The 11,727-nt window shown below is 72.0% G+C and carries 12 protein-coding genes; 6 read left to right on the top strand and 6 right to left on the bottom strand.

What is annotated here, in order from left to right; genetic code table 11:
* Window positions 1-109: 109 nt before the first annotated feature.
* Window positions 110-688 (bottom strand): TetR family transcriptional regulator, encoded by a 579-nt coding sequence (locus AB0H37_RS41655; RefSeq protein ID WP_329095673.1) that lies wholly within the window; start codon window positions 686-688, stop codon window positions 110-112.
* Window positions 689-990: 302 nt separating this feature from the next.
* Between AB0H37_RS41655 and AB0H37_RS41650 the strand changes: the two genes are divergently transcribed.
* The 6 genes from AB0H37_RS41650 to AB0H37_RS41625 all read left to right on the top strand — a co-directional run bounded on the left by AB0H37_RS41650 (window position 991) and on the right by AB0H37_RS41625 (window position 6,875).
* Window positions 991-1,608, top strand: coding sequence for a dihydrofolate reductase family protein (locus tag AB0H37_RS41650; protein ID WP_360618158.1), 618 nt, complete (start codon window positions 991-993; stop codon window positions 1,606-1,608).
* Between the two features lie 634 nt (window positions 1,609-2,242).
* Complete coding sequence (locus tag AB0H37_RS41645) at window positions 2,243-3,022, top strand: ABC transporter ATP-binding protein (protein ID WP_360618156.1); 780 nt, start codon at window positions 2,243-2,245, stop codon at window positions 3,020-3,022.
* A gap of 2 nt (window positions 3,023-3,024) precedes the next feature.
* Window positions 3,025-4,383 carry an FtsX-like permease family protein gene (locus AB0H37_RS41640; RefSeq protein WP_360618155.1) on the top strand — a complete coding sequence of 453 codons (1,359 nt, stop codon included), beginning with the start codon at window positions 3,025-3,027 and terminating at the stop codon, window positions 4,381-4,383.
* A gap of 242 nt (window positions 4,384-4,625) precedes the next feature.
* Window positions 4,626-5,099, top strand: a complete 474-nt coding sequence (locus tag AB0H37_RS41635; protein WP_329095665.1) for a DUF6069 family protein — start codon at window positions 4,626-4,628, stop codon at window positions 5,097-5,099.
* 96 nt (window positions 5,100-5,195) lie between these two features.
* Window positions 5,196-5,552 (top strand): YciI family protein, encoded by a 357-nt coding sequence (locus AB0H37_RS41630; RefSeq protein WP_360618154.1) that lies wholly within the window; start codon window positions 5,196-5,198, stop codon window positions 5,550-5,552.
* A 30-nt stretch (window positions 5,553-5,582) separates the two neighbouring features.
* Window positions 5,583-6,875, top strand: a complete 1,293-nt coding sequence (locus AB0H37_RS41625) for an RNA polymerase sigma factor (RefSeq protein ID WP_329095662.1) — start codon at window positions 5,583-5,585, stop codon at window positions 6,873-6,875.
* 27 nt (window positions 6,876-6,902) lie between these two features.
* On the opposite strand, the gene AB0H37_RS41620 is transcribed toward AB0H37_RS41625, so the two are convergent.
* From AB0H37_RS41620 to AB0H37_RS41600, 5 genes are all read right to left on the bottom strand, one after another.
* Window positions 6,903-7,313 (bottom strand): hypothetical protein, encoded by a 411-nt coding sequence (locus AB0H37_RS41620; protein ID WP_329095660.1) that lies wholly within the window; start codon window positions 7,311-7,313, stop codon window positions 6,903-6,905.
* Between the two features lie 42 nt (window positions 7,314-7,355).
* Window positions 7,356-8,603, bottom strand: coding sequence for an MFS transporter (locus AB0H37_RS41615; RefSeq protein WP_360618153.1), 1,248 nt, complete (start codon window positions 8,601-8,603; stop codon window positions 7,356-7,358).
* Window positions 8,600-9,304: an FCD domain-containing protein gene (locus AB0H37_RS41610; protein ID WP_218934960.1), complete on the bottom strand. Its 705-nt coding sequence runs from the start codon at window positions 9,302-9,304 to the stop codon at window positions 8,600-8,602. The genes AB0H37_RS41615 and AB0H37_RS41610 overlap by 4 nt, the downstream gene beginning before the upstream one ends.
* Before the next feature lie 185 nt (window positions 9,305-9,489).
* A complete protein-coding gene (locus AB0H37_RS41605; RefSeq protein ID WP_329095656.1) occupies window positions 9,490-9,879 on the bottom strand; it encodes a hypothetical protein in 390 nt (129 codons plus the stop codon).
* Window positions 9,880-9,940: 61 nt separating this feature from the next.
* Entirely contained in the window at window positions 9,941-11,719 is a 1,779-nt protein-coding gene (locus tag AB0H37_RS41600) for a DUF2207 domain-containing protein (protein WP_360618152.1), read from the bottom strand.
* Between the last annotated feature and the right edge of the window lie 8 nt (window positions 11,720-11,727).

Here is an 11,727-nt window from a genome sequence, read left to right as displayed (position 1 = left end):
CGAACGCGGCATCGCTTCGCGATCAGCCCGGTTTCGCTCGCCTCCGGCTTCGCTGCACCGGGCAGGTCACGCGTTCGCGCGCGTGCCCGAGGCCATTTCGAGACAGGCCCTAGCTCCCCTCCGGCAGCAGCCGGTGCACCATCTTGTCGATCAGGGCGTCGGTGTCGTAGGGCTCCGTGATGGCGGGGGCGGTGAAGTCGTCCAGGAGCAGCCCGGCCATCGCGAAGTACAGCAGGCCGACGCCCGTGGCGTCGCCGGGCAGGCCCGCGTCCAGGTGGTAGCGGACGATCTCCTCGTGCTCGGCGGTGAGGAAGCCGCCGAGCTCGGTGTGCAGCTCCGGGCGCCGGGTCGCCTCCAGGCGCAGCTCCAGCATGGCCAGATAGCCGGTCCGGTCGGCCCGCATGCGGCCGAGGAGCTGGTGCATCAGCTCGGTGACCAGCGCGTGCGTGGGCGCCTGCCGCATCGTCTCGGCCAGCGCCTGCGGGTCGGGGGTGAGGCGCTCGCGGGTGCGGTGCATGACCTGGGTGAGCAGGTCGGCGCGGTTGGCGAAGTAGTTCGTGGCGGTGCCGGTGGGGACGCCCGCCTCGGCGTCGATCGCGCGCAGTGTCAGGCCGCGCGACCCCTCGCGGGCCAGGACCTCGATCGCCGCGTCCAGCAGGGCGGCCCGACGGGCGGGGTTGCGTCGCACTGTGACCTCCATCACAACGACTTGCAATCACTGCAAGTGCAGTACTAAGTTCAAACCACTTCACACAGAGTACATCAAAGTCAGTGAAAAGGAGATCGCATGCGCGCCCGGATCACCACCCCTTCCTCGCCGTCCCAGGACCGCGTAGTCCTGCCCGGTCGCGCGGGACATCCCGGATGGGACCGTCACGTCCCGAAGCCCCGCACCGTTCCGCGGCCGCGGCCGCCGCGCAAGCCCGGGTCCGTCCGCTGATCCACCGTCCGTCCCCGCTCCCGCGCCCGACGCCTGAAAGCGAGCACCGCATGCGCAAGCTGGTCTACTACGTCTCCGCCACCCTCGACGGCTTCATCGCCGGACCGGACGGGCAGTTCGACTTCTTTCCCTTCGAGGGCGAGCCCGCCGAGATGATCATGGCCGAGTACCCCGAGACGCTGCCCGCCCATGCCCGCGGTCCGCTCGGCATAGGCGACGCCCCGAACCGCCATTTCGACACCGTCGTCATGGGGCGGGGTACCTACGAGCCGGGTCTGGCCATCGGGCTCACCAGCCCGTATCCGCAGCTGGAGCAGTACGTCGTCTCGACGACGCTCGGCATAGATGACCCGGCCGTGACCGTCGTCCCCCGGGACCCGGTCGGCCTGGTCCGGGGGCTGAAGGAGCGGGAGGGGCTCGACATCTGGCTCGCAGGCGGCGGGAAGCTCGCCGCCGCGCTGGTGGACGAGATCGACGCGCTGGTCATCAAGCGCCACCCGATGGTGATCGGATCCGGGATCCCCCTGTTCGACGGTCCCTTCTCCCTGGCGGCGTTCACCCCGACCGACGCCCACGCCTTCGACTCCGGGCTCGTCGTCACCATCTACTCCCGCGAAGGGGACGCGGAGCGGCCCCCGGCCTCCCAGTACTCCAGCGGTAAGTCGTGATCTTCAGTGTCTTCGGGTCTGTTGTCGCTGGTAGTGGCTGTGCGGGCGTGGGCTTGATGGCGTCGGCGCCAGCGTGACCGGTGGCGGGCTTGGTGGCGAAGTGCCGGTTGGCGGGCACCCCGGCCGCTTGGCGCCGCGCGGTGTCACCGGCCCAGACCCACTAGGCCTGCCAGGTCGCCCCGGTCGTCGTCCTGGACCGGCTCGCCACCTGACGCATCATCGGCCCCGCACGCTCAGACGACTTCCGGAGCTTGCGCCGACATCAGATGGTGGGTCGGATCTTGCCGACCCCCGGTCCCGGCGGTGGCCGCCGAGCACATCGGCAGCGTGTCCGGGCGTGTGCGGCCGGTATTGATCCGGCTTTCGGTGGTTTGTTTGCGGCGGCTGTCGATTCGGCTGCCGGCCGTTCGGCAGAACCCGTGAAGGCACCGGGTAAGCGGTGCTCGGATCACGTTCTGGGAGCCTGCGATGACCGCCGGACCGTCCAGCACCGACACCGCCGACGCCCGGGCCCCGTTCCGAGCGTTGCTGCGGACAAGCCCGCCTTCCCCTTCGGGTCAGGCCAGAGCCGAGCTGAGGGCTTTGATGCCTTCGACCACCTCAACGCCCGCTCACACCTGAAATGAGGATGAGGATGCCGACCGACGCGCTACGGCTGGAGGCCGTTCGCAAGATCTACGGAACAGGGCCTGCCGCCGTGACCGCCCTGGACGGGCTGTCCCTGACGCTGCCCGCCGGTACCTTCACCGCTGTCATGGGCCCGTCCGGCTCGGGGAAGAGCACCCTGCTGCAGTGCGCGGCCGGGCTGGACGCCCCGACCGCCGGCAGCGTCGTCGTCGGCGGTGTGGAGATGACGGGGCGCAGCGAGACCGAACTCACCCGGCTGCGTCGCGAGCGGATCGGTTTCGTGTTCCAGCACTTCAACCTGCTGCCCACACTGACCGCGCTGCAGAACGTGACCCTTCCGCTGCGCCTGGCCGGCAGGCGGGCCGACCCGGCCGCCGCCGCTGCGGTGTTGGCCCAGGTTGGGCTGGACGGTCGGCAGGGGCACCGTCCGGCCCAACTGTCGGGCGGGCAACAGCAGCGGGTCGCGATCGCCCGGGCTCTGGTCACCGGCCCCAGCGTCATCTTCGCCGACGAGCCGACTGGCGCGCTGGACACCCGCAGCGCCCGCGAGGTGCTGCGGCTGCTGGCCCGTACCGTGTCCGAGCAGGGGCGGACGGTGGTGATGGTCACCCACGACCCGGTCGCCGCCTCCTACGCCGGATCGGTGCTCTTCCTGGCCGACGGCAGGATCGTCGGACGCCTGGCCGGCCCGACCCCCGACGCGGTGGCCGAGCGCATGACTCACCTGGGGGAACTCGCCGAGCAGCAGCGCGCCGCCCAGGCCGCCCCGATCCCGGAAGCGATCTGACCATGCTCACACTCGCCCTGAATTCCCTTCGCCGCCGTTCCGGCGGTTTCGCCGCCAGCTTCCTGGCGATGTTCTGCGGCGCCATGATCCTCATGGCCTTCGGCTCCCTGCTGGACACGGCCGGCGCCAAGGGCGTGGATCCCGCCGGCGAGAGCACCCTCAATGTCCTGGGCCTCGTGGTGGGCGGCTGGGGACTGCTGCTGGTGACGTTCGCCGTCACCTCCACCCTCACCCTGTCGGTACGGCAACGCGCCGCGGAGATGGCACTGCTGAAGAACATCGGTGCGACCCCGGGCCAGATCACCCGGATGATCACCGGGGAGGCTCTGATCCTGGCCGTGGCGGCGGTGTCCCTGGCGATCGTCCCCGCCGCCTACACCGGCGGTTGGCTGCTCGACCGGCTGACCGCCAACGGGCAGATCGCCACGAGCATCACCCATCACTTCGGCGGGTTCGCCATCCACATCGGATACGGGGTCACGCTCGTCGCGGCCACCGCCGCCGCGCTCACCGCCGCCCGGCGCACCGCCCGAATGAGCGCCACCGCGTCCCTCCTGGACGCCGCCGCCGGCGACGCCCGGATGAGCCGCAAACGGGTGGCCGCCGCCGCTGTGTTCCTGTTCCTCGGCACCGACCTGGCCGTCATCACCGCGACCGCGATGCGCGGCAAGGACGACTTCGAGCCGATGGCCACGGCCGGCCCGGCCGCCATCTGGTTCTCCATCGGCCTGGCGCTGCTGGCCCCCGTACTGCTGCGCCGGGTCACCGCCTGGCTTGAGGGACCACTGCAGCGCCGCGGTGCCGCCGGCCAGCTGGCCGCGCTCAACCTCGCCCAGCGCACCGGCCCCATGTCCACCGCGGTCATGCCGATCATCCTGTTCACCGGCATCGCCACCGGCACCCTCTACATGCAGGCCACCGACAACGCCGTCAACGCCGCCTCCGGCATCACCGAGACCGCCGACTACCGCAACGCCGAGACCACCAACATGATCGTCATCGGCATGATCCTGCTCTTCGCCGCCATCATGGTGGTCAACTCCCTGGTCGCGACCACCGTGGACCGCCGCCGTGAATTCGGCCAGCAACGCCTCATCGGCGCCACACCCCGTCAGGTACTGCAAATGGTCGCCGGCGAGGGAACGGTACTCGCCGCCACCGGCGTCCTGTTCGGCACACTGGCCTCCCTCGTCACGATCATCCCGTTCAGCATCGCCCGCTCCGGCTCACCCGTCCCTCATGGCAACGTCCTGCTCTACCTCGCCGTCGCCGCCATCGCCGCCGCACTCGCCCTGGCCACCAGCCTCGCCGCAGCCCACCGCACGCTGAGAACACCGGCCATCGACGCGGCGACCACCTGAGCCCGCCGCGGTCACGCCGCCGGGAGGCCGTGGAACGGAACTCGTCGGCCATGTGGAGAGCAGACTCCGCAGCGAGATCCCGCCGGGCGATCCGGAAATCCAGTCGTGGGGTGGCCGCCCCGGGATTGATCCGGATTTCGGTGGTTCGTTTGCGGCGGCTGTCGATTCGGCCGCCGGCCGTTCGGCAGAACGCGTGAAGGCACCGAGAAAGCGGTGCTCGCCTCAAGCCCAGGGAGCCTGCGATGACCGCCGGATCGGCCAGCAACCACTCCGACACCGCCGCCGCCCGGGTCCCGTTCCGCGCATTGCTGCGGACGAGCCTGATCGCCGCGGGCTTCGCCGCGGCGGCGACCGAGGCGTTCAGCGCCGTCGTCCGGGCCGCGGGCGTCCGGCTCGCGGTCGGCGACCCTGGCGGGAGCGCCTCCAGCGTCGTGCCGGTCGACGCCGGCGCCTGCGCGATCTCCATCGCGATGGTCATGGTCATCGGAACCGGCATCGCCGCGCTGATCAACCGGCGCTCGTCCCGGCCGGCCCGCACCTACGCCATCGTGACCAGCGTGCTCGTGCTCGTGTCCCTCATCGCCCCGCTGACCGCGGCGGCCACCTCCATGGGGACCAAGCTGACCCTCGTCGCCGCTCACCTCGTCGCGGCCGCGATCATCGTGCCCATGGTCAGCCGCCGTCTTGCCGGCGACCGACAAGACGGACCGCGGTAAGAATGTGTGGCCCCGGTGTCGAGAACGTGCGGCGTCGAACGGCACACCGTGTGCCGAGCCAACGACAATGATCACCAAGGCAAAGGAGACCTGACCATGCGTTACATGGTGATGCACTACGAGACCGAGGCCATGGAGAACGGTGTCACGCCCACACCGGAACAGCAGGCCGCGATCGGCGAGTACATGAAGGAGTCGGCGATGGCCGGCGTTCTGCTCGGCGGCGAAGGGGTCCACCCGAGCTCGTCCGGCGCTCGGCTTGAGATCGCTGACGGGAACGTGCGGATCATCGACGGCCCGTTCGCCGAGGCCAAGGAACTGATCGCCGGCTTCGCGATCCTCGAGGTCGATTCGCTGGCCGAAGCGGTCGAGCACGCCCGCAAGTTCGCGCTGATCACCGGTGTGGAACGCATCGACGTACGCCGCGTCGTCGAGTTCTCCGACCTGCAGTAGAACGCCGTCCCGGACCCGGCGGCCGCCGTCATGGAAGCAGGAGACCTCGACGCCATGCTGGCGACGCTGTGGCGCGTCGAGTCCCCCCGCATCGTCGCCCGTCTCGTCAGGCTCGTCGGTGACCTCGACACCGCCGAGGAACTCGCCCAGGACACCTTCGTCGCCGCCATCGAGAAGTGGCGGCACGAAGGCGTTCCCAGCAACCCGGCGGGCTGGCTGAACACGACCGCCCGATTCCTCGCCGTCGACCGGATCCGGCGACGCGACACCCAGCGGCACAAATACCACCTCGTCGCGGCGACGACGCCGCGGAGCACCGATCTCGACATCGGTCAGATCGTCGACGGCGACCTGGCCGACGACCTCCTCGGGCTGATCTTCATGGCCTGCCACCCGATCCTGTCGCCGGACGCCAGGTCCGCGCTCACCCTCAAACTGGTCTGCGGCCTCACGACCGGCGAGGTCGCCCGGGCCTTCCTCGCCCCCGAGGCGACGATCGCCCAGCGCGTCGTCCGCGCCAAACGTACTCTCGCGGCGGCCGACATCCGCTTCGAGCTCCCCGGACCGGCCGAGCGTCCAACACGCCTCGACGCCGTCCGGGAGGTCATCTATCTGGTGTTCAACGAGGGGTACTCGGCCACCAGCGGCGACAGCTGGGTCCGCCCCGAACTGTGCTCCGAAGCGCTGCGGCTCGGGCGGATGCTGGCCAGTCTGACACCGGACGACACCGAGACCCTCGGCCTTCTCGCGCTGATCGAACTCCAGGCGTCACGGCTGACCGCCCGCGTCGGCCCGCACGGTGACCCTGTGCTCCTGATGGACCAGGACCGGACCCGGTGGGACCGGCTGCTGATCCGCCGCGGGCTCGCGCTCATCGAGCGGATCCACCGATTGCACGGCACCGCGGGACCTTATGCGCTCCAAGCCGCGATCGCCGCGTGCCACGCTCGGGCCACGACCGCCGCGGACACCGACTGGCCGCGCATCGCGGCCCTCTACGACGGGCTCGTGCAGATCACCTCGTCGCCCGTGGTCGAACTCAACCGCGCCGTCGCGATCGGTCGGGCATTCGGGCCGCAGGCCGGACTGGACGTCGTCCGCCCGCTCCTGGATCATCCGGCGATGCGCGGCTACCACCTCCTCCCGGCCGTCGCGGGCGACCTGTCCTGCGGCGCCGGGAACCACGAGGAGGCGCGGCGGTACTTCCTCGACTCCGCGGCCCTGACGGCGAACACACAACAACGCAGGACCATGCAGCGCCGGGCGGCCGACTGCGCGACCCACCACGCCGGGAGCACCCCCCACCAGCAAGATCACGACTGACCGCCGGAGTGCTAGCCGGGCGGGTTGCTAGCGGCTCTCGGTGTTCTCGTTGTTCTTGGACGCCTTGAGGTCCTCGAACTCGCCCTTGAAGATCGTCTGCTCGTACAGGACGCCGTCGGGCCACGGCTTCTTCGGTTCCCGTCCGGGCTGGGGGTTGTCCTTGCGGAACTCCACCGGCTGGCCGTCCTTGGCCGGCGGGTAGCTGTGCGAGAACATCCCGGGCGCGTAGGTGTAGTAGCCGCCCTGCTCCATGCCCCGCTGGTTCAGCTGGTTGTTCCTGCGCTCGGAGTGGAGCTTCCTGGACGAGGCGGCGCGCGTCGCGTACACCCAGACCACCAGGGCGGCGACGATCAGGAACGGGATGATCCAGACGAAGTAACGGGCGCCCGTGGGGGACGTGTCCGCCAGCACGGGGTCGGCGACGATCGTGGTGAGCAAGGCGGACCACCTCCCGATGGCATGAATCGGCCCTTCCTAGGGTCAGTTAGGGATGTGTCCGCTGGATCCCGTATTAACCGTTTCGGGCGCCGGGCCGGCGGGCGCGCCGACGGTGCGGAGCCGTCCGGCGGGCAGGCCCGGGACGGCCAGCGCGGCGCAGACGGCCAGGACGCCCAGCATCGGAACGGTCCATCCGCCGGTGGCGTCGTGCAGCGCGCCGAGGGCGAGCGGGCCGAGCGCCGCGATGACGTAGCCGACGCCCTGCGCCATCCCCGACAGCTGGACGGCGACGTGGGCGTCGTGGGCGCGGAGCCCGATGAACGACAGCGCGGTCGCGAACCCGAGGCCCTGGCCGAGGCCGAGGACCACGGTCCAGCCCCACACCGACGCGATCGGCGCCCAGGTCACCCCGACGAAGCCCAGCGCGGTCAGCGCCACCGTGGCGATCACCAGGGGGCGCTGGTCGCGGGTCCGCCGGGCCAGCACCGGGACGGCCAGCGAGCCGACCGCCTGGACCGCCGCCACCAGTGCCAGCACGTAGCCGGCGGTCGCCTCGTCCATCCCGCGGTCCTGGCAGAGCGTCGGCAGCCAGCCGAGCACGACGTAGGCCAGCAGCGACTGCAGGCCCATGAACACCGTGACGTGCCAGGCCAGCCCCGACCGCCACACCAGCGCCGCGACGCCGTGCGGGGGCTCCGCGGGCGGGGCCGAGCGCGCCGCGCGCGCCGCCCGCCGCGCTCTCGGCAGCCACAGCAGCCCGGCGAGCGCCGCCGGGATCGCGAGCAGGCCGAGCGGCAGCCGCCACGACGCGCCGAACAGGTTCTCCACGGGCACGGCGAGCCCGGAGGACAGGGACGCGCCCGCCGTCACCGCGACCGTGTAGACCGCCGTGACCGTGGTGATCCGGGACGGGTGGTCCCGCTTGATGATCGCCGGCACCGCGATGTTGCCGATGCTGATCGCGATCCCCGCGACCAGGGAGCCGGCGAACAGCGCGGCCACGCCGCCCGGCAGCCGCAGCAGCAGCCCGGCGACGAGCAGCGCCATCGCGCACACCAGCAGCGTCTCGCTGCGCGGCGGGCGCCGCAGGAAGGCGGCGACGAGCCCGTAGGAGCCGAAGAACGCCAGCGGCAGCGTGGTGAGCGCGCCCGCCGCCGTCCCGGACAGGCGGAAGGCGTCGCTGATCTCGGTCAGCAGCGGCCCGACCGCCGCGACCGCCGGCCGCAGGTTGACCGCCAGCAGGACGATCATCAGCAGGGCGCCGGCGAGCCCGGCGCGCCGCCCGGTCACGCGTCCTCCTCGGGCGCGCCGGCATCGCCGAGCAGGGACTCCAGGACGGCGAGGGTCGGCTCCACGACGGCGGCGGCGGCCGACGCGGCGGCCTCCGGATCGCCCGCCGCGATCGCGTCCAGCACGGCGCGGTGCCGGGCCGGTCCCGCCTCGGGGACCTCGTGGTCCAGCCGGATCGCGCGCATCGACTCGTGCAGCCGGTCGATGAAGAACCGCATCGCCTCGATCAGCACCGGGTTGCGGGAGGCCTCCGCGACGCCGAGGTGGAACCGCGCGTCGGCGGCGCCGAACGCGTCCGGCTCGGTGGCCTCGTCGCGGGCGCGGAGCAGTTCCTCCAGCCGCGCCAGGTCAGCGTCGGTGCGGCGGCGCGCCGCCAGCCGGGCCGCCTGGACGTCGTAGGCGAGCTGCACCTCGAACACGTCCCGGGCGGACGCGCGGGACACCCGCCGCAGCAGCGGACGCGGGTCGGCGCTGCTGCGCACGTACGTCCCGTCGCCGCGCCGCACCTCCAGCACCCCGACGTGCGACAGCGCCCGGATCGCCTCCCGGACGGCCGGACGGCTCACCCCGAGCTGCGCGGCCAGGTCCAGCTCGGCAGGGATCCGCCGGCCGACCGGCCACGTGCCGCCGCTGACCTGCGCCTGGAGCTGGTCGAGCACGGCGTCCACCGTCGACCCGCTTGATACGGGACTCAACGCCACGAAAGCCTCCAAAGTAAGATGTCAGACATCTTACGAGGAGCCCCGTGGGACCGCCTGACCCGTGGTGACCGTCGGGAGGGGTCTCGACGGTCACCACGGGCATCTACGGCGCCCGCCGGACGGGGTGTGGGTACGGGTCGCCGAATCCGGCGGGCGTCGCGTCCTTCGTTTCGGCCGCCTTCGGGTCAGCGGAGCCTGGGAAGGCCGAATCTGCGGCGGTGCCCGGTGCTCGGCGTGGCGCGGACGTTCTCCGCTTCAGCCCGTTCCCGCACGCGGGCCGCCTCCTCCTCCGCGCGCCCCTGCTCGACCGGGGCCATGGCCTCGCGGTGGGACACCGGCGAACCCGGATCGCGGCGCGTCCGCGGGGACGGGCCGCCCATGATGATCCCGCCCATGACGGGTCCGCGGTGCGGCAGGCCGTCGTCGGCACCGGGGTAGTGGCGGCGCGTGCGCGACGCCGTCAGCACCACCGTCACCCAGCCGATGAGCGCCACGAAGATGACGGCCGGGCCGATGGCCAGGAAGTAGGCGTTCCCGAGGCGGTCGGACTGGGCGAGCAGCGCGCTGGCGACCATGGGGCGACACCTCCTCGCCCCTGGCTTTACCCGGCGTCAGGCGGTTAACCGCCCGGCGCCGTCACAGCCCGCGCGACTGGGAGATGGACCCCGAGGTGGCCAGCGTGAACGTGCGCATCGACTCGGCGAACTTCGACAGGTCCCATTCCGCCGGGCCCTCGTACCAGTAGAGGTTGTCGGCGCCCGTCGCGCGCTCGCCCGCGTCCTTGACCGTCCCGGCCCACTTCGCCACGAGGTCGAACACCACCGCGTACGGCAGGAAACGCGAGAACAGCGCGATCCGCTGCTGCGCCGCGATGGAGCCGTCGTCGGGGAGGGCGCCCCGCTCCAGGAACGCGCGGAAACCGATCGTGTGCGCGAGGACCGTGGCGCCGCGTGCCGTCTTCGCCGGCATGTACTGGCCGCCATAGGCCAGCGCCGCGCCCGTGATGATCAGTGCGAGCCCGGCCAGCGCCCACTCGGTGGTGAACGCCAGCGCGACCGTCCCGGCGATGCCGAGCAGCGTCACGAGGATGCCCGCGACCGTCCACCGGGACCGGACGGTGTCGGGCCGCCGCGCGAACCAGCCCTGCTTCACCACGTCGTCGTACATCGCGGACCTGACCTGCGCGAGCTTCGTCGCGAACGTCCCGCCGAGCTCCGACAGCCGGACGGCGTCGCGGCCGGACCCGTCCGGGGCGGTCAGCAGCGCGTCCAGCAGGATCCGCTCGTAGGGGAGCAGGTCGACCTGCGCGCGGTCGAGGCGGCGCAGCGTCCAGTCGAGGCGGCCGGTGACGGCCCGGTCCTCCTCCTCGATCAGCAGGTAGCCGCGCACGGCGAGGTCGACGATGGTCGCGGTCACGTCGATCACGTCGGCCTGCTCGTCGATCAGCGTGCCGATCTGCCCGGGGCGCACCCCGTCCGGCGGCTCGAACTCCGCCCCGGCCACCGGCGCCTGGTCGCCCTCGGCGGCCCGCTTCCCGACGGTCCGCGCGTCCCGCCCGCGCAGCAGGTAGAGGGCGAGGACGCCGCCCACCAGCAGCACCAGCAGGCCGCCGAGCGCGGCGCCGGTCACGGCGTTGACGGAGAACGCGGTCGCGACCGTGTGGCGGCGCTCGTAGATCGCGTGCCCGCCCGTCGTCCCGGCCGGCAGGCCGGCGACGACCGTCAGGTACTCGCCGGGCAGCATCCCCTGCTGGGCGAACACGCCCTGGGTGTGCGTGTGGTTCGTGTAGTACTGCGTGCAGCCGATCGTGCTGCCGATCGGCCCGGTGAAGCAGTTGACGTTGCGGATCATCGCGCCGCCGTCGACGGTGGCCTTCGCCTCGTCCAGCGGCACCTTCCAGCCGCCGACCACCGGCCAGCGCAGCTCCTCCGCCGCCCCCATCCGGGTGATCGCGCCGCGCACGTCGTACTCCAGGACGATCGTGCGGTCGCCGGTCAGCTTCCGGTCGCCCGCCACCTTGACCGTCGTGTGCAGGCCCGCGCTGGAGGCGGTGGCCCTGGACGGCCCGCCGTCCGGGCTGGCCGCCCGCAGATTCTCGATCCTGTAGACGCGGTCCTCGGTGACGCTCTCGTGCGCCCGGGTCGGGTACGTCCGCTGGAAGCCGTCGTGCCCGGCGAACCGGTAGACGATCGTCTCCTTCACCCTGACCGTGCCGCCCTGGACCGCGGTGAGGACGACGTCGTCCTTGAGCACCCGCTCGGCCGCGGCGAAACCGGATGCCGCCGCACCGGCCGCCGGCGCCTCGCTGACCTCGGCCGCCGTCGCAGAAGTGCTGGTCAGCAGGGGGACGGCCAGCGCCGCCGAGACCGCCAGGGCCGCCGGACGCGACCGGAACATCGCCGCAAGAGCAGACATGGCCGCAA

It is taken from the genome of Actinomadura sp. NPDC023710 (genome assembly GCF_040639875.1).
GTDB classification, from domain to species: Bacteria; Actinomycetota; Actinomycetes; order Streptosporangiales; family Streptosporangiaceae; genus Spirillospora; species Spirillospora citrea.
The sequence above is the reverse complement of the archived record's forward strand: the minus strand, read 5'-3'. Positions and strand labels throughout refer to the sequence as shown.

What these genes read in the sequence shown, in the direction of transcription:
- AB0H37_RS41630 (WP_360618154.1), top strand. Translation starts at nt 5,196, where the DNA reads ATGCGTTACATGGTGATGCACTACGAGACCGAGGCCATGGAGAACGGT.
- AB0H37_RS41650 (WP_360618158.1), top strand. Translation starts at nt 991, where the DNA reads ATGCGCAAGCTGGTCTACTACGTCTCCGCCACCCTCGACGGCTTCATC.
- AB0H37_RS41640 (WP_360618155.1), top strand. Translation starts at nt 3,025, where the DNA reads ATGCTCACACTCGCCCTGAATTCCCTTCGCCGCCGTTCCGGCGGTTTC.
- AB0H37_RS41605 (WP_329095656.1), bottom strand. Translation starts at nt 9,879, where the DNA reads ATGGTCGCCAGCGCGCTGCTCGCCCAGTCCGACCGCCTCGGGAACGCC.
- AB0H37_RS41645 (WP_360618156.1), top strand. Translation starts at nt 2,243, where the DNA reads ATGCCGACCGACGCGCTACGGCTGGAGGCCGTTCGCAAGATCTACGGA.
- AB0H37_RS41635 (WP_329095665.1), top strand. Translation starts at nt 4,626, where the DNA reads ATGACCGCCGGATCGGCCAGCAACCACTCCGACACCGCCGCCGCCCGG.
- AB0H37_RS41600 (WP_360618152.1), bottom strand. Translation starts at nt 11,719, where the DNA reads ATGTCTGCTCTTGCGGCGATGTTCCGGTCGCGTCCGGCGGCCCTGGCG.
- AB0H37_RS41625 (WP_329095662.1), top strand. Translation starts at nt 5,583, where the DNA reads ATGGAAGCAGGAGACCTCGACGCCATGCTGGCGACGCTGTGGCGCGTC.